Source organism: Hydrogenophaga sp., assembly GCF_026125785.1.
GTDB lineage: Bacteria > Pseudomonadota > Gammaproteobacteria > Burkholderiales > Burkholderiaceae_C > Hydrogenophaga.
Genome location: NZ_JAHCKL010000002.1, coordinates 1 through 16,114, shown reverse-complemented (window position 1 = coordinate 16,114; position 16,114 = coordinate 1). Strand labels below are relative to the sequence as shown.

At 69.0% G+C, this 16,114-nt stretch carries 11 protein-coding genes; 8 read left to right on the top strand and 3 right to left on the bottom strand.

Annotated elements, in window-relative coordinates; translation table 11 throughout:
- The first annotated feature begins 1 nt into the window (after position 1).
- Together KIT53_RS02275 and KIT53_RS02270 are read left to right on the top strand one after the other, a co-directional pair.
- Positions 2-1,315: a TRAP transporter large permease gene (locus KIT53_RS02275; RefSeq protein WP_297746996.1), complete on the top strand. Its 1,314-nt coding sequence runs from the start codon at positions 2-4 to the stop codon at positions 1,313-1,315.
- A 25-nt stretch (positions 1,316-1,340) separates the two neighbouring features.
- The gene (locus KIT53_RS02270; RefSeq protein WP_297746993.1) at positions 1,341-2,072 is read left to right on the top strand and encodes an SDR family NAD(P)-dependent oxidoreductase; all 732 of its coding nucleotides are present in this window, start codon (positions 1,341-1,343) and stop codon (positions 2,070-2,072) included.
- Positions 2,073-2,115: 43 nt separating this feature from the next.
- Here KIT53_RS02270 and KIT53_RS02265 read toward each other — a convergent pair whose 3' ends face one another.
- From KIT53_RS02265 to KIT53_RS02255, 3 genes are read right to left on the bottom strand one after another with little or no spacing between them, the layout of a single operon-like run.
- Positions 2,116-2,742 carry an NIPSNAP family protein gene (locus tag KIT53_RS02265; RefSeq protein ID WP_297746990.1) on the bottom strand — a complete coding sequence of 209 codons (627 nt, stop codon included), beginning with the start codon at positions 2,740-2,742 and terminating at the stop codon, positions 2,116-2,118.
- A 23-nt stretch (positions 2,743-2,765) separates the two neighbouring features.
- Positions 2,766-4,520 carry an FAD-dependent oxidoreductase gene (locus tag KIT53_RS02260; RefSeq protein ID WP_297746987.1) on the bottom strand — a complete coding sequence of 585 codons (1,755 nt, stop codon included), beginning with the start codon at positions 4,518-4,520 and terminating at the stop codon, positions 2,766-2,768.
- A gap of 17 nt (positions 4,521-4,537) precedes the next feature.
- Positions 4,538-5,371 carry an IclR family transcriptional regulator gene (locus KIT53_RS02255; protein ID WP_297746984.1) on the bottom strand — a complete coding sequence of 278 codons (834 nt, stop codon included), beginning with the start codon at positions 5,369-5,371 and terminating at the stop codon, positions 4,538-4,540.
- 299 nt (positions 5,372-5,670) lie between these two features.
- Between KIT53_RS02255 and KIT53_RS02250 the strand changes: the two genes are divergently transcribed.
- The 6 genes from KIT53_RS02250 to KIT53_RS02225 all read left to right on the top strand — a co-directional run bounded on the left by KIT53_RS02250 (position 5,671) and on the right by KIT53_RS02225 (position 16,105).
- Entirely contained in the window at positions 5,671-6,468 is a 798-nt protein-coding gene (locus KIT53_RS02250; protein WP_297746981.1) for a shikimate dehydrogenase, read from the top strand.
- Between the two features lie 46 nt (positions 6,469-6,514).
- On the top strand, positions 6,515-8,236 hold the full coding sequence (locus KIT53_RS02245) for an FAD-dependent oxidoreductase (protein ID WP_297746978.1): 1,722 nt from the start codon (positions 6,515-6,517) through the stop codon (positions 8,234-8,236).
- 113 nt (positions 8,237-8,349) lie between these two features.
- On the top strand, positions 8,350-9,342 hold the full coding sequence (locus KIT53_RS02240; protein WP_297746975.1) for a ZIP family metal transporter: 993 nt from the start codon (positions 8,350-8,352) through the stop codon (positions 9,340-9,342).
- Between the two features lie 114 nt (positions 9,343-9,456).
- Positions 9,457-13,998 carry an ankyrin repeat domain-containing protein gene (locus KIT53_RS02235; protein WP_297746971.1) on the top strand — a complete coding sequence of 1,514 codons (4,542 nt, stop codon included), beginning with the start codon at positions 9,457-9,459 and terminating at the stop codon, positions 13,996-13,998.
- 13 nt (positions 13,999-14,011) lie between these two features.
- Positions 14,012-14,716: a hypothetical protein gene (locus KIT53_RS02230; protein WP_297746967.1), complete on the top strand. Its 705-nt coding sequence runs from the start codon at positions 14,012-14,014 to the stop codon at positions 14,714-14,716.
- Between the two features lie 30 nt (positions 14,717-14,746).
- Positions 14,747-16,105, top strand: a complete 1,359-nt coding sequence (locus tag KIT53_RS02225) for an MBL fold metallo-hydrolase (protein ID WP_297746964.1) — start codon at positions 14,747-14,749, stop codon at positions 16,103-16,105.
- Positions 16,106-16,114: the final 9 nt, after the last annotated feature.

Below are 16,114 nucleotides of genomic sequence, written 5' to 3'. Positions count from 1 at the left end.
CATGGCCGCCATCGTCTCCACCACACTGATCGCGCTGATCGGATGTTTCCTGCTGAGCTTTCACATCGCCAGTTCGCTGGGCCTGACGGCGGCCATCGCCGGCGCGCTGCACATCGGCGAGATCTGGGGCTTCTTCGGCCAGATCCCCTGGAACAACATCAGCAACAGCGGCATGATCGTGGTGCCGCTGTTCATCCTCATGGGTGAGCTGCTGCTGCGCAGTGGCGTGACCGAAGAGCTCTACGCCATCCTGAGCAAGTGGATGGGCCGGGTACCTGGCGGCCTGCTGCACACCAACGTGCTGGCCAGCGGCCTGTTCGCCTCCATCTGCGGCTCCAGCGTGGCCACCACCTCCACCATCGGCGCCGTGGCCCTGCCCGAGATGCGCCGGCACGGCTACGACGAGAAGCTCGCCATGGGCTCGATCACCGCAGGCGGCACGCTGGGCATCCTGATCCCGCCCAGCGTGATCATGATCATCTACGCCATCATGGCCGAGGTGTCGATCGCCCAGCTCTACATGGCTGGCATCGTGCCGGGTCTGCTGATGATGGCGACCTTCATGCTGGTCATCTTCATCGCGGCGCTGATCTCGCCGCAACGCGCGCCCAAGATCGAAACCCGCTACAGCTGGTCCGAGCGCATCCGCGGCCTGACCGCCGTGCTGCCGGTGCTGTTCCTGCTCGGCATGGTGATGGGCACCATCTACGCGGGCGTGGCCACGCCCACCGAGGCGGCGGGCTTCGGCTCCGTGGGCGCCTTCCTGCTCGCGCTGCTCAAGGGCCGGGTGAACCTGCGCATGCTGCGCGACACCTTCCTGGCCACGGCGTCGACCACCAGCATGGTGCTGTTGGTCGTGGTCAGCGCCTTCCTGCTGCAGTTCGTGCTCTCGCTGGGCGGCGTGCCGGCCGCGATCTCCAACTGGATCGGCGGCCTGGGCCTGACGCAGATGGAGCTGATCCTGATCATCGCGCTGATCTACATCCTGCTGGGCATGTTCATGGAGAGCATGGCCATGATCGTCTGCACCCTGCCCATCCTGCTGCCCATCCTGCATGCGGCCCAAGTGGACCTGGTGTGGTTCGGCATCCTGGCGGTGATCCTGGTCGAGCTGTCGCTGATCACGCCGCCGGTGGGGATGAACCTGTTCGTGATGCACGGCCTGCGCACCCGCATGGATGGCCCGCGCGCGGGGCCGCTTACCGAGGTCTTCGCCAGCAGCGCGCCTTTCGTGCTCGCCATGCTGTTGGTGCTGGGCCTGATCATGGCCTACCCCGAGATCGCCACCGGCCTGGTCTCGCACATGCGGCAGTAATGGCCAGACAGGAGACCTGATACCCATGTTCCCGAGTTTTGAAGGACAGTGCGCCGTGATCACCGGCGGCGCCAGTGGCATTGGCAAGGAAACGGCGCTGGTGCTGGCCGAGCGTGGTGCCTCCGTTCTGGTGCTGGCGGACCGCCAGCAGGAGGCGGCCGAGCAGGCCGCCGCCGAGATCGAGCAGGCCACGGGCCGGCGCTGCCTGCCCGCGCGGCTGGACGTGGCCGATCCGGCGTCGGTGGAGGCGCTGTTCCAGTTCGTCACCGCGGAGTGCGGCGACCTGCACATTCTGGTCAACGGCGCAGGCGTCTGCCCGTACCTGCCGATCGAGGAAGTGGATGCCGAACGCTGGGACCGCACGGTGGACATCAACCTGCGCGGCTCCTTTCTCTGCGCACGCGAAGCCTTCAAGCGGATGAAGCCGCGGCGCTTCGGCAAGATCGTCAACATCGCCTCGGTCGCCGCGCGCATCGGCGGCCTGGCTTCGGGCGTGGACTATGTGGCGTCCAAGGGTGGCGTGGTCTCCATGACCTACTCCTTCGCCAAGGCGGGCACGCCGTTCGGCATCAACGTCAACGGCGTCGCACCGGGCGTGATCGCCACCCCGCTGAGCGCGGCGCAGGAATACCCACCCGGCACCATCATCGGCCAGGCGCGCGACGTGGCCAACGTGATCGCCTTTCTCGCCAGCGAGGACGCGCGCCACGTGCAGGGCTGCACCATCGATGTGACCGGCGGGCTCTACATGCACTGAGCGGCATGGGCAGGCGCACCGAACCTGCCCATGCGTGACGGGCTTACCGCAGTGGCGACACGCCCGTGGGCAGCGCGATGGTCGAGACCATGTCGGTGGTCAGGAAGGACGGCCCGCCCTTGGGCGGCCAGATGCCCTGAGCCACCGCGTCGGCGCGCGCCTTGGAGCGCGCGTCCAGCGTCGGGTAGGCCCAGATGTTGGTGAAGCGCGGCACGCCATCGAGCGCGACCATGGCCACCACGCAGGGCGAGAGCTTTTCGCGCGGCGGCACATACTGCTCCCAGAGGTCGATGGTGGCCTGCGTGCCGCCCGGCTTGATGCCGTAGGTGCGGATCTCGTAGACCGGACCGCTGATACCGGACTCGGCACTGGGCCTCACCGGCTTCATCCAGGGAAAGCCGCGGTAGCTGTGCTGCTCCAGGCGCTGGTAGATCTCACCGCAGCCGAAGGGGCTGGCACTGAGCTGCGTGCGCTGGCGTTCGGCCTCCAGCGCCGCCAGTGTCGAAAAGCCCCGCAGCACGATCATCTGGTTGAGCACACCGATGTCGGTGAACCAGCAGGCCAGCAGTTCGCCGCCGGCCTCGGGCGCGGCGCAAAAGGCTTGCGCGTTCTGGGCTGCGGTGGCTGCGGTGCCGAAAGGCAGGGTCAGGGTAGCGAGTTCGTAGTACATGAGGTCCTTGTGAAGAGAAGGGGTCAGAGAGACGGGGACATGCCGGCGGCATGGTGGGCAGCGATGAAGCCGAAGGTCATGGCCGGCCCCAGCGTGATGCCGCCACTGGGGTAGTTGCCTCCCATCACGCTGCTCTGGTCGGCGCCGCTGGCGTAGAGGCCGGCAATGGGCACGCCCTGCGCATCGAGCACGCGGGCATGGGCATCGGTGCGCAGGCCCGCGAACGTGCCCAGGCTGCCCGGTACCACCTGCACCGCATAGAAGGGGCCGCGCTGCAGCGGGGCCATGCAGGGGTTGGGCCAGCCGCGCTCGCGCGCGTAGGCCGCGTCGCCCTGCATGCGGTTGTAGGGGGTCTCGCCCTTGGCGAAATCCTCGTCACGCCCGCCCTGGGCCTGCGCGTTGTAGCGCGCCACGGTGCGCTCCAGGGCCGCGGCGTCGATGCCACAGGCCGCGGCCAGCTGCGCCAGGCTGCGGCCGCGCCGCAGGTAGCCGTTGCGCAGCCAGGGTCGCAATGAAAACGGCGCGGGCTTGGCCGCACCGAGACCGTAGCGGCGGATGAAGGCGTGGTCGCACACCAGCCAGGCCTGGGCGGTTTCGCCCGCCGGCGTGGCGCGCAGCAGGGCCTGCATGAAGTCGTGGTACGACTCGGCCTCGTTGACAAAGCGCAGGCCATCGCTTCTCACGGCGATCAGTCCGGGCTTGGCCCGGTCGATGAGGTGTGGGAAATGGCAGAGGCTGCCGTCGGTGCGCGGCACCCGCGACACCGGCGCCAATGCCGCGGCCTGCACCAAGTCGTGCGACACCGGCGCACCCGCGGCCTCACCCAGGCGCAGCCCGTCGCCGGTGTTGCCGCGCGCCGCGGCCGACCAGTGGCACTGGCCTGTGGGGTCGTGCGGCAGCAAGGCTTTCTTGCGTTCGGGATCGTGCGGAAAACCACCGCAGGCCAGCAGCACCCCATGGCGCGCGTGCACCTCCAGCGGCCCCTGCGGCGTCTCCAGCACCGCACCGCTCACGCCGACGCCTTCGGCCCCTTCACGGGTCAACAGGCGGCTGGCGGGGCTGCGGGTGCGCAGATCCACCCCTGCTTCAGCGGCCGACGCCAGCAGAGCGCCGGCCAGCGCGTTGCCATTGACCAGCCGCATGCTGCGCCCGTGCAGCAGGCGGTCGCGCGCCAGCGCCAGCACGCGGCGGGCCACGTAAGCGAACGACGCCGGCGAGCGCAGCGCATTGATGTAGTGGCGCAACTCGGCGCCAGACGCGATGCCCATGCCCCACAGCGTGGTCTCGGGCAATGGGGGTTCGAGGTCCGCCATGCGCGCGCCCAGGCGACGGCCATCGAAGGGCGCGGCGCACACCGAACGGCCACCCTCGCGCGCGTGGGGCGAGCGGCCGTGGAAGTCCGGAATCGCGTTGCCGTCGATGAAGCGCAGCGCGGTGCGCGTGCGGAAGAACTCGATCATGCGCGGCCCGTTCTCCAGGTAGGCCCGTGCACGCGCCTCGTCGAAACGTTCACCCAGCTCGTGGCGCAGGTAGCCCAGCGGCTCTTCCAGCGGCTCCTGGATGCCGGCCTCGACCGCCAGCGGATTGCGTGGAATCCACATCCAGCCGCCGGACCACGCGGTGGTGCCGCCCAGCCGCGCCTGCTTCTCGGCCACCACCACCGACAGCCCCAGGCGTGCGGCGGTCACGGCCGCGGACAGGCCGCCGGCCCCGGAGCCGATCACCAGCAAGTCGCAATGGAGGGGAGAGGAAGAAGCTGGAGACCGGTCGGATGGCATGCGCGGGTGGCGCGCCCTCAGGGCGCGTAGATGGGCTGGCGGCCCGTCACCTGCGAGGAGGTGGCGGCACCCGCCGTGAGGTTGAAGAAAGGCGAAGCCCCGCTGGCGGCGGCCAGTTGCTGGGCGGTGGAAAGCAGTTCGGGCGCGAGCGCCTGCATGCGCTCGGTGGTGAAGCGCACAGTGGGGCCAGCGATGGTGAGCACGCCGATCGCGGGCTGGCCGGTAAAGCGCACCGGCGCGGAGATGGCCGACAGGCCCAGGGTGTAGGTGTCCACGGTCAGGCTGTAGCCGCGTTCACGGGTCTCGCGCACCGCTTCCATCGCGGCCTGCAAGGTGGGCGGCGCGTTGGGGCCGAACTGTTCTGGCAGGCCCAGGCCCTGTCGGGCCAGCAGGGCCAGGGCGTCGTCGTCGCTCAGCGTGGACAACCAGGCCCAGCCCGAAGACGAGCAGGACAGCCGGGCATCGCTGCCCATGTCCGGGTCGTAGCGCAGGCCTTGGCGCGCCCCCTGAGCGCGGGCCACCCAGGTGAGACGCTCGCCATCGATGACCGACAGGCGCGCCAGTTCGCCCGAGACTTCGGCCAGGCGGTTGAGCAGCGGCTGCGCGATGTCCACGATGCCGCTGTTGCCCAGGTAGGACAGGCCCATGCTCACCAGCTTGGTGGTGAGCAGGTAGTCGCCATGGCCGCGCGCCTGGCGGACGTAGCCCAGACGGACCAGATCGGCCAGCAGGCGGTGCACGGCGCTGCGTGGGATGTTGAGCCGGTCGGCAATGGCCGCCAGTTCCATGCCCTCGCCTTGCTGCGACAGCAGTTCGAGGATGCCAAGGGTTCGTTCAAGGACGCCGTTCATGTGAGGTTCCCGGTGGTGGCTGCGGAAAACCTCGAACAGTACAGGAAACGCGGCCTCTCCCCGGACAACCGGCCTGCGGTGCGCGCCACGTGTGCCGCCGCCGCAGGGGCTGCTGAGCCACGATCGCGCGGGCATTTGGGTAGACAGCATGAGGAGTTCGGACAGGGTTGAACGGACACGTAGGGTAAGGAGCGGCGGCAGTGTACCGCATAAATGGAATCATATTCCGAAATTGAATCTTGTTCAGAATTTAAGTATGATGTGCACCATCCGTCCATTCAACCGAAGAACCCTGCCGCATGAACCCGCAGACCCTGAGCGGCGCGACGCGCCTGCACTACATCGTTGGCGACCCCATCGCCCAGGTGAAATCCCCCGCCGGCGTGAGCCAGGCCTTCGCGGAGCGCGGCCATCAGGCGGTCTGCGTGCCGGCCCACGTGGCGCCCCAGGACCTGGCCGCGTGGGCGCGCGGCGTCTCGCTGGCGCAGAACGTGGACGGCATCATCGTCACCGTGCCGCACAAGTTCGCCTGTGTACCGCTGTGCGCCAGCCTCTCGGAGCGGGCGTCGTTCCTCGGCGCGGTCAACACCCTGCGCCGCAACCCGGACGGCACCTGGCACGGCGACATGTTCGACGGCCTGGGCTTCGTGCAGGCCATGCGGGCCCAGCAGTGCGAACCCGCGGGCCGCAAGGTGCTGCTGGTGGGCGCGGGCGGCGCGGGCTCTGCCATCGCCCACGCGCTGGTCATGGCCGACGTGAGCGAACTGGCGCTGCACGACCCCGACGTGCGCCGCCGCGACGGTCTGATCGCGCGCCTGGCCAGCCTGGGCCGGGGTGAGGTGCGCGTGGGCAACGCCGACCCACGCGGCTTCGACATCGTCATCAACGCCTCACCCATCGGCATGCGCGAGGGTGACCCCTACCCGCTGGACGTGGACCTCCTGCAACCCCGCATGTTCTGCGGCTGCGTGATCACCGCGCCGGCCATCACCCCTTTCATTGCCGCCGCCCGCGCCAAGAAGTGCGCCACCCTCACCGGCACCGACATGTTCCTGCAGGTGCGCGGCCTGATGGTGGACTTCCTGCTCGGCGCCTGAGCGCCGCGCTTGCCCCGCACTTTCCTTCAGCCCATTCCTTCTGCCCATGAACGTTCTTGAATCCCTGGACGCCCTGCCCGCCGACGCCGGCTTCGACATCGCCGTGGTGGGCGCCGGCGGCGCCGGCATGGCCGCCGCGCTGGTCGCCGCCATCGAGGGCCGCCGCGTGCTGCTGGTCGAGCGCACCGGCCACGTGGGCGGCACCACCGCCTGGTCGGCCGGCACCTCCTGGGTTCCCGGCACCCACCACGCCGCGCAGGTCAATCCCGACGACACCCTGGAGGCGGCCGCACGCTACCTCACCAACGCCATCGGCGAACGCACGCCGGCCAGCCTGCGCCAGGCCTTCCTGGACAAGGGCGGCGAGGCCATCCGCTTCCTGGAGGCGCACTCCGAAGTGCGTTTCCGGCCCTACCCCAAACACCCGGACTACATCTCCGACCTGGGTGGCTCCACACTCAACGGCCGCGCACTCGACCCCCTGCCTTTCGACGGTCGCAAGCTGGGCCGGCTGTTCCGGCTGGTGCGCCCGCCCATCCCGGAGTTCACCGTGCTCGGCGGCATGATGGTGGACCGCACCGACATCAACCACCTGCTCGCGCTCACGCGCTCCATGGCCTCCTTCCGGCACTCGCTGCGCATCCTGCTGCGCCACGCGAGCGACCGCCTGCGCTACCCGCGCGGCACCCGGCTGGTGATGGGCAATGCCCTGGTGGCACGCCTGCTGTATTCGCTGTCCCGGCATCCCAACGTGACCCTGCTGCTCAACACCGGCGTGGAGCGCTTCGAGCACGAGCGCGCCGAGGGTGTGAAGGGTCTGGTGCTGGCCGCGGGTTCGCGGCGGCGCCGCGTCGCGGTGGCACAGGGCGTCGTCATGGCCAGCGGCGGCTTCAACCGCCACCCGCACCTGCGCCTGAAGATGCTGCCCGGCGCCAACATCGACTGGTGCCCTGGCGCGCCCGGCCACACCGGTGAACTCCATGGACTGGCGCAGGCCGTGGGCGCGACCCTCGGCCAGGGCGGCCTGAGCCATGCGTTCTGGGCGCCGGTGTCCCTGCGGCGCCGTGCCGACGGCAGCACCGCCGTGTTTCCCCACTTCGTGATGGACCGCGCCAAGCCCGGCATGCTGACCGTGAACAAGGCCGGCGAGCGTTTCGTCAACGAGAGCACGTCCTACCACCTGTTCGGCCTGGCCATGCAGGCCACCGCCAGCGTGCCGGCCTACCTGGTCTGCGATGCGGCCGCGCTGCGGCGGTACGGCATCGGCATGGTGCGCCCGGGCGCCGGCCCGCGAGACCTGGCCCCCTTCCTGGCCGATGGCTACCTCACGCGCGGCGAAACGCTGGACGAGCTCGCCCAGCAACTGGGCATCGACGCCACCGGCCTCAAGGCCAGCGTGGCCCGCATGAACCAGCACGCCGAAACCGGCACCGACCCCGACTTCCATCGCGGCGAAACCGCCTACCAGCACAACATTGGCGATGCCGCCCTGGGGACACGCAACCCCAATCTGGGCCGCCTCGACACCGCACCCTACTACGCCGTGCGCCTCTATCCGGGCGATATCGGCTCGGCCACCGGCTTCGTCACCGACGGCGATGCCCGCGTGCTGGACGACAGCGGCCAGCCCATTCCGGGCCTGTACGCGGTGGGCAACGACATGCACTCCATCATGGGCGGCGTCTACACCGCGCCCGGCATCACCGTGGGACCGGGCCAGGTGTTCGGCTACCTCGCGGCGAAGCACGCCAGCGCGCGCGGCGGCTGAGCCATCGGCCGTGCGGCCGCGCCGGGCTATGGCGGTCATTGAAGCAATCGAATTCACAGCACCGCTTGCTTTGGACAGACTCGTGTGTCTGTCCAACGCCCGAACGCACCGCCATGGCCGAACTGATCCTGCGCCAAGTCCGCCCCGCCTGGTCCCAGCTCCAGCAGCTTGAGCTGCCGCCGCACGCCCTGCGCAACGCGCTGCTGTCCCTGGCGGCGGGCACGCTGGGCATGGCCGGCCTGGCGGCGGCTTCCACCTTCTGGGAGCCCACCCAGGCGTGGTGGCTGGCGGTCGAAGGCGGCAGCGCCCTGGTGGCCGGGGTGCAGGCCTCGCTGCTGGCGGCGGTGGCCACGGCGGTGGGCGCCATGCCGGTCTTCGTGGTACAGCGCGTGAGCAAGCGGCAGGAATCGGCCTTCATGGCTTTCTCGGCCGGCGTGATGCTGGCAGCCGCCATCTTCGCGCTGCTGCTGCCTTCCCTGGACGCCAGCCGCGCCCTGCTGGGCGAGGGTGGCGGCAGCGCGCTGCTCACCGGCCTGGGGCTGGCGCTGGGCATGGGCCTGATGCTGGGCATGGACCGGGCATTGCCGCACGAACACGCCGTGCTGCCACCGGCCGCACACGGCCACGCGCACACCGGTGCGCCCAGCGACCCGGCCTCGCGGCGCGCGTGGCTGATGGTGCTGGCCCTGATGATCCACAACCTGCCCGAAGGCCTGGCCGTGGGCGCGGCCTATGCCGGCCCCGCCGACGCAGACACGGTGCGCGACGGCGCGGCGGTGGCGCTGGCCATCGGCCTGCAGAACATGCCCGAGGGCCTGATCGTGGCCATGGCACTGCGCACGCTCGGCCTGGGTGCCGGCCGCGCCTGGGGCGTGGCCGCGCTGACCGGCCTGGCCGAGCCGCTGGGCGCGATGCTGGGCATCTGGGTGCTGGGCAGCACGCCCGCGCTCTACCCGCTGGGCCTGGCACTGGCCGCCGGGGCCATGATCTTCGTGGTGAGCCACGAGATCATCCCCGAGACCCACCGCGAAGGCTTCGAGGGCGCGGCCAGCGCCACGCTGCTGGCCGGCTTCATCTTCATGATCTGGCTCGACGCCGTGACCTGAACACCCCCCAAAACAGGGGAGGAATGGCGCCTGCGCACTTGAGCGCCTGCGGCTTGTACCGTATGCTGGCCCGCACCGGAGGGACTCAGCATGATCGAGTGGGCGGAGAGGTTCTTGAAGCTGCTGCCGATCGCAGCGGATACCCTGGCGCCGGGCAAGCGCAAGGAAGTCCTGACCCGCCTGGGCTGCCATGCGGTCTTCCACGACATCCGCAAGAACCATCACCTCAAGCGGGCGCTGCGGCTCTCGTGGGCCTCCGCGGCGCAAGCCGTCGTGAATGCGGCCGAAGCCGATGCCAGGAGCCGGGCAGAGCCTGCGTTGCGCCGCCAGCTCGATGCCTTCGTGCCTGTGTTCGATGCGGCCATGAAGGACCTCACCGCCAAGGCCTGCGACCTGAAAACCGAAAACGACCTCCCCGACTCGGTCATCGACGGCTTCATCCTTCATTTCATCGAAGGCATGCCCGGGCACCTGGCTTTCAACGGGGGCGACGAGGCCAAGGACCACGTCACGAAGCGCTTCCTGGACGACCTGCGCCGCGCCACCTGCGCTCCCGATGAGCTGCCCGTGCTGGTGGTCGCCCGGGCCCGGGCTGGCGTGAGCAAGGGCGGCGATACCGCCCGTTCCTTCGGCACGCTGATGTTCGACGACTTTGCCCGCATCATCCAGGACCCGGGCGCGTACCCCGAGGCGCGCGCCAGCTTCGAGCAACTGCAGTACCAGATCCACAAAGACCTGAGCCGGTTGAACCTGGACATCAGCCGGCAACTCGCGCAGCTCGTCGCGGGTGTGGACGAGAAGCTGGACCAGGCGCTCGCGCGCCAGCCCGCGGACTGGCTCGCCAACCGCATCGAGATCCAGTTCGTCCAACTGGCCGCGGCCATGGAGGAACACGCCAGGTACCTGCGCCAGCTCAAGGAAAGCCAGGAGCACAACTTCCAGGACCTGCGCGACCGCTTCGACAAGGCCAATGCGCGCGCGAACCTGCTGCAGTCATCACCGGCATCCAGCCTCTACGACCCCCTGAACCAGACGCCGGCCACGGACAGGACGCGGATCATCCACTACTGCCTGTTCGACGACCAGTCCCGCTTCAACGACATCAAGCAAGCCTTCTTCCGTGTGCTGGACAACCTGCAAACCGAGACGCCGCTGGACATCTATCCGTGGCTGGTGCGCGCCATCGAGGAGCGGGAACGGCAGAACAGCGGCTACCTGCACAACGCGGTGCAGTCGCTTTACGGCAAGCAGCACATCGGTTCGGTGCTGGAGATCACAGGCAGCCTCGGGGCCAGCATCGCGGGCGAACAGCGCTTTGTCGACAGGCTCTGCAGCCTGGGCTGGGATGCCGCTTCGGACGTGGGCCAGGGCGTCGATCTCGAACTGACCGACGACCCGGTCAGGCGCGCCAAGGCGGCTGGGCGCGGCGCATTTCCCCTGACGGTGGAGACCCGGCTGGCGCTCTCGGCGCTGATGGAAGACAAGCACCTGGCCGTGCTGCTGCGCACCCCCCGCTCCGAGGTGTCCACGCCGGTGGCCGCTTTCCTGGGTTTTCTGGAAAAAAGAGGTGTGGCGGTCGATCAGGCAGAGGCCGATGACATCGACGCGGCCTGGGTGCTGCGGTACCTGCAGAAACTGTTGGGCATCGCCCCCACGTACATCGAGAACCCGTACCCCAAGCTGGAACATTTCTCGGTGGACGATGCTGCGCGCTACCACGGCCGCGAGCACGAGTGCCAACTGGCCCGCGATGCGCTGGCGCGGCGCAGCGCGGCAGGCCGCAGCGCGGTCCTGGGCGTACGTGGCCCCAGTGGCTGCGGCAAGTCCTCGTTCGTGCAGGCGCGCCTGGTGGCCTCCCTGCTCAAAGAAGGCCACAGGCACCTCACGCTGCGCCGGACCGACATGCTGGGCAGCGACGGAGAAACCGTGGCGGCGGCCAGAAAGCTCTGCGAGCAGATGCGCACGGTGCTCGGTCTCCCAGCAGAAGAGGAGGTGTCCACCTTCTTCCGGGGACCCTCTCACCTGGTTGTCGCCAGTTGCTGCCAACTCCTGGACCAGATGCACCGCAAGGCAGGCCATCCCGCGGTGGTGGTCTGCCTGGACCAGTTCGAGGAGATCGTGGACGACCTCGCGGACGATCGCTCCGTGCCCGAGTGGCGTGCGCTGCTGGGCATTGTCGATCACCTCGCCGCCATGCCCGGGGTGTGCATCGTCTTCACACTGGAGGACAGCCGTTTCGACAAACTGGCCTCCAGCGTGGGCGCGAGCGTGCTGGCGCAAGCCGACTGGATCCGGCTTGAAGACCCGGGTGAGCTGCCTCTGTTCCTGCGCACCGTGGTGGAGGAACCGCTGCGCCAGGCAGGTTTCGAACTCGACGCGGACATCGTCACGCGGCTGGTGGACGAATCCATCGAGCTGGACCAGAGCAACGGCGACATCGGGTCCCCGCTGCCCCTGCTGTCGCTGAAGATGCACAACCTCTTCCGGCAGATCCGGGCACAGGGGCTGGACGGTGACCCGAAGGCGCCGCTGCGCATCGGGGCCGGTGACCTCAGCGGCGCTTCCCTCTCCATCGCCGACGAAATCGAGGCACTGGCGGAAGAAGCCTGGATGCGCGCAAACGCCGAAGACGAGGACATCGGCCATTTCCTGCGGCCGCTGGTGCGGCTGTCCACCAGCGACGCGCTGGGCGCACGGACCAACATCGTGCTGGGCGCGGTCAGCACGCGCGAGTTCGCGGCCGAAAGGAAGCTGGACAGGCAGTTCAACAAACTGCGTCTGCTGGTGCCTGCGGCCAACGGCTTGCGACTGGTGCACGAGAGCGTGATCCACCGCTGGAAACGGGCCGCGCAGTGGTTCGCCGAAACCCGCGAAGAACTCGCCCGCGAGGCCGATCTGCGCAAGGAGGCCGAGGACTGGCATGCGCGAGGTCGTCCGCCCGTCACCGATGCACAGCGTGACCGGCTGGACGCGGCGGTGAAGGTGCTGCACGCGCACATCCGCAACTGGGCCACGGACCAGCCCCTGGACCTGCCCGATGCCGAACGCCATCTCTGTGCGTACGCCTGCGCGCTCTTCGATCTTTCCGAAACCCCGCTGGCACCGGTACCGAACTCCCGCCACCAGTGGCTGCACATCCACCTGGCGGCGTCCTTCGGACGGCTGGAGCTGCTGCGCCGCTTCGCCGCCCTGGCACCGGAAGCGATCGAAAAGGAAATCAGTCACAGGCGCCGGGCCTTGCACTGCGCCGCGTTCTCGCAGGCCGGCGCGGTGGCGCTGCTGCTGGAACAGCATGCCGACGTGCGGGCGGTGGACACCAGCGGCGCGACGGCCCTGGACATCGCCACCTACGTGCAGCGCGAGGACATCGTCGATCTCCTGCTGGCCGCCATCCCCGATGGCGCGGCAGACCTGTTTCCCGGCTTTCCGCTCACCATGGCGGCGATGGTGGGCCACACCCGGCTGGCCGCCAAGCTGGAACACAAGGGGTTCCGGCACGCCCCGCGTGCAGCCGACGGCTGGGCGCCGCTGCACACGGCGGCAGAGAACGGCGATCTGGAGGCCTTCCGCTATTTCCTCGCACGCGGCGACGCGACGCTGGAAAACAAGGACAAGTTCACCCCGATCGACATCGCGGCGTCCAATGGCCACTGGAAACTGATCCATGAGGCGCTGCCGTATCCCGGCGTTGCCGATCTGCTGGCCGGCAAGCGCTCGAACGGCGCCACGACGCTGATGCATGCGGCTTTCCAGAAGCGCTACAAGACCATCGAGATGCTGCTGCCGTTCAGCGATCCGAATGCCACGCTCGACCAGGAAGGCAGCTTCGACGGATTCACCGCCTTGCATTGCGCGCTGAACGCCTTCGACAAGGACCGGGAGAACGCCTCCCAACGGCTGCGCCTGCACACCGCGCGCACGGTGGAGGCGCTGCTGTCGTCCACGCGAACCGACGTGCTGATCCGTGCCAAGGACAAGAGCGCCTTCGAGATGGCCCGGGGCCTGCCCGCTACCCAGGAGGCGATCCTTGCGCATCCTTCTTTCGATCCACTGCGCCCGATGGCCAGCGGCTGGTCCGAACTGATGCGCGCGGCGAACGAGGGTGACCAGGCGCAGGTGATGCGCCTGCTCGAACGCACCAGGGACCGCACCCTCATCGACCACGTGTCCGAAGACGGCAAGTCGCTCGCGCTCCTGCTGCTGCAGAACAACATGGGGCATCTGGTGAGGCCGATGATCAAGGCCGGCGAGGTGGATCCGTGGCGGCCCGCGCCGTCCTACCCGGGCCTGCTCATGGCGTCGGATACCGAGGCCACGCAGGACATCCACCAGTGGGTCATCGACCGCATCCCCGACCAGATCCCGGCAGAGATCACCATCTATGTGCTGAACCAGCTCATCTACCGGGACGCTCCCCATGACACGGCGCAGCGGCTTGCCAAGCTGGTCCTCGCGCACACCGACGCCAGCGATCCGCGCCGGCTGTCCGCCAGCATGGTCACCGCAGCGCGCTTTGGCCAGCTCGGCATCTTCGACCTGCTGCAGGAGCACGGCGTGGTGCCCGATCTCCCCGACGGCTGGGGCAGGCACATCATGGACCTGGCCAGCGAGACCTTGCGCGACCAGTTGCTCGCACGAGCCCGACGACTGTCCTGACACACCCGACACCATGAACCACTACCACCCCGACGACCCAGGCTGGCAACCGCTGGACGACCCGGCTCTGGAGGCGCTGCTGCAGCCCGAGGGCTGGCACGCGCGCTTCAGCCCAGACGTGACGCTGCATGCACGCAGCTTGCCGTTCTACCCCGGCCACCGGCTGGTGATGGCGCGCTGCCCGCACTGGCTTCCCGCGAACGCCGCGCTCTACTGGCTGCTGGCACCGGACCAAACCTCCTACCGGCTCAATGGCGTGTCTCCACCCATTCACGAGGCCAATGCCCAATCGGCGCAACGGCTCACCGAGGAGCTGGCGCCGGCCTACCTGTGTTTTTTCGGCTTTTTCGTGCGCGGAGAGGAAGGCCCCTTCTACATCATCGATTCGCTCGACGCCCCGCTCCTGCCGCTGCATCTGCGCCAGCAGGACGAAGACCGTGATCCGCAACAGGCCAGGGAAAGGAGCGCGCTGCGGCGTATCTTCCAGGGCGTGCGCACGTTCGGAACCGATGAGAACGGGCACGTCCGGCTCTCCGCCCTGGTCTACTACAGCAACGCGGTGTTTGTCGCCGACTTCCTGGTGCAGGCCAGCGGCATGGTGGAAATGCAGAATGACAACCCGCTCATTGCCGACCTGAGCACCCGCATCGATGCCCCACTGACGCTGCACGCCAGTTGCCTGCCGGACCAGGCTGAGCCTCCCCACCAGGTGCACTGAACCGGCCAACGCGACGCGTAAGATCGCCGCATGAGCGTTCACATCCGATTCCTCGGCGGGGCCGGCACCGTCACCGGCTCCAAGTACCTGGTGGAGCACGAAGGGCAAAGCCTGCTCGTGGACTGCGGGCTGTTCCAGGGCTACAAGCAGCTTCGCCTGCGCAACCGGGACCCGCTGCCGGTGCTGCCCAACCACATTGGCGCCATCGTGCTCACGCACGCGCACCTGGACCACAGCGGCTACCTGCCGCTGCTGGCCAAGGAAGGGTTTCACGGCAAGGTGTGGAGCACGCCGGCCACGCGCGACCTCGCTCAGATCCTGCTGCCCGACAGCGGCCACATCCAGGAAGAAGACGCGGCGTACGCCAACCGCAAGGGCTTCTCGCGGCACTCGCCGGCCTTGCCGCTCTACACCGAGGAGGATGCGCGCCGCAGCCTCAAGCTGTTCCGCACCGTGCCCATGCGCCAGGCGTTCGAGCCACTGCGCGGCTGGCAGGCCCGCTTCTCGGGCGCGGGGCATATCCTGGGTGCGGCCAGCCTGTTGCTCACCGTGGGCGGACAACGCCTGCTCTTCTCGGGCGACCTGGGCCGCCCCGACGACGCCCTCATGCTGCCACCGGATCCGCCGCCTGCGGCCGACGTGGTGGTCTGCGAATCGACCTATGGCGACCGCGAGCATCCCACCGAAGACCTGCTGGCCGAACTCGGTCCCGCGCTGCAACGCGTGTCCGCACGCGGCGGCACGGTGGTGGTGCCGGTGTTCGCGGTCGGCCGCGCGCAGGCTTTGCTGTACGCCATCGCGCAGCTCAAGCAAAGCGGCGCGCTGCCGCGTGCGCTGCCGGTGTACCTCGACAGTCCCATGGCCATACACAGCACCGAGCTGTTCCACCAGCACCTGGGCGAGCACCGGCTCGACGCCGCACAGTGCCGCGAGATGGGCGCGGTGGCCCGCATGGTGCAGACGCCAGACGAGTCCAAGGCGATTGCGCGGCAGCACGGCCCCAAGGTCATCCTCGCGGCCAGCGGCATGGCCACCGGCGGACGCGTGCTGCACCACCTCGCCCTGTACCTGGGCGACCACCGCAACATGGTGGTGCTCACCGGCTACCAGGCACCCGGCACGCGCGGCGCCACGCTCGCCAGCGGCGGCAGGTCGCTGCGCATCCACGGGCAGGATCTGCCGGTGCGAGCCGAAATCGTGCAGCTCACCTCCGCCTCGGCCCACGCCGACGCCAACCAGCTCATGGCCTGGCTGCGCGCCCTGCCCAGCGCACCGCGCCGCGTGTTCGTCACGCACGGCGACATGGCCGCCGCGGACGCGCTGCGCCACCGCATCGAGACCGAGCTGCACTGGCCGGCGATGGTGCCGGAGCATGGCAGTACGTGGTGAAAGAGGGCT

Coding starts and splice junctions, on each gene's coding strand:
- KIT53_RS02230 (WP_297746967.1), top strand. CDS start 14,012: ATGAACCACTACCACCCCGACGACCCAGGCTGGCAACCGCTGGACGAC.
- KIT53_RS02255 (WP_297746984.1), bottom strand. CDS start 5,371: ATGAACGGCGTCCTTGAACGAACCCTTGGCATCCTCGAACTGCTGTCG.
- KIT53_RS02270 (WP_297746993.1), top strand. CDS start 1,341: ATGTTCCCGAGTTTTGAAGGACAGTGCGCCGTGATCACCGGCGGCGCC.
- KIT53_RS02240 (WP_297746975.1), top strand. CDS start 8,350: ATGGCCGAACTGATCCTGCGCCAAGTCCGCCCCGCCTGGTCCCAGCTC.
- KIT53_RS02260 (WP_297746987.1), bottom strand. CDS start 4,520: ATGCCATCCGACCGGTCTCCAGCTTCTTCCTCTCCCCTCCATTGCGAC.
- KIT53_RS02250 (WP_297746981.1), top strand. CDS start 5,671: ATGAACCCGCAGACCCTGAGCGGCGCGACGCGCCTGCACTACATCGTT.
- KIT53_RS02265 (WP_297746990.1), bottom strand. CDS start 2,742: ATGTACTACGAACTCGCTACCCTGACCCTGCCTTTCGGCACCGCAGCC.
- KIT53_RS02275 (WP_297746996.1), top strand. CDS start 2: ATGGCCGCCATCGTCTCCACCACACTGATCGCGCTGATCGGATGTTTC.
- KIT53_RS02245 (WP_297746978.1), top strand. CDS start 6,515: ATGAACGTTCTTGAATCCCTGGACGCCCTGCCCGCCGACGCCGGCTTC.
- KIT53_RS02225 (WP_297746964.1), top strand. CDS start 14,747: ATGAGCGTTCACATCCGATTCCTCGGCGGGGCCGGCACCGTCACCGGC.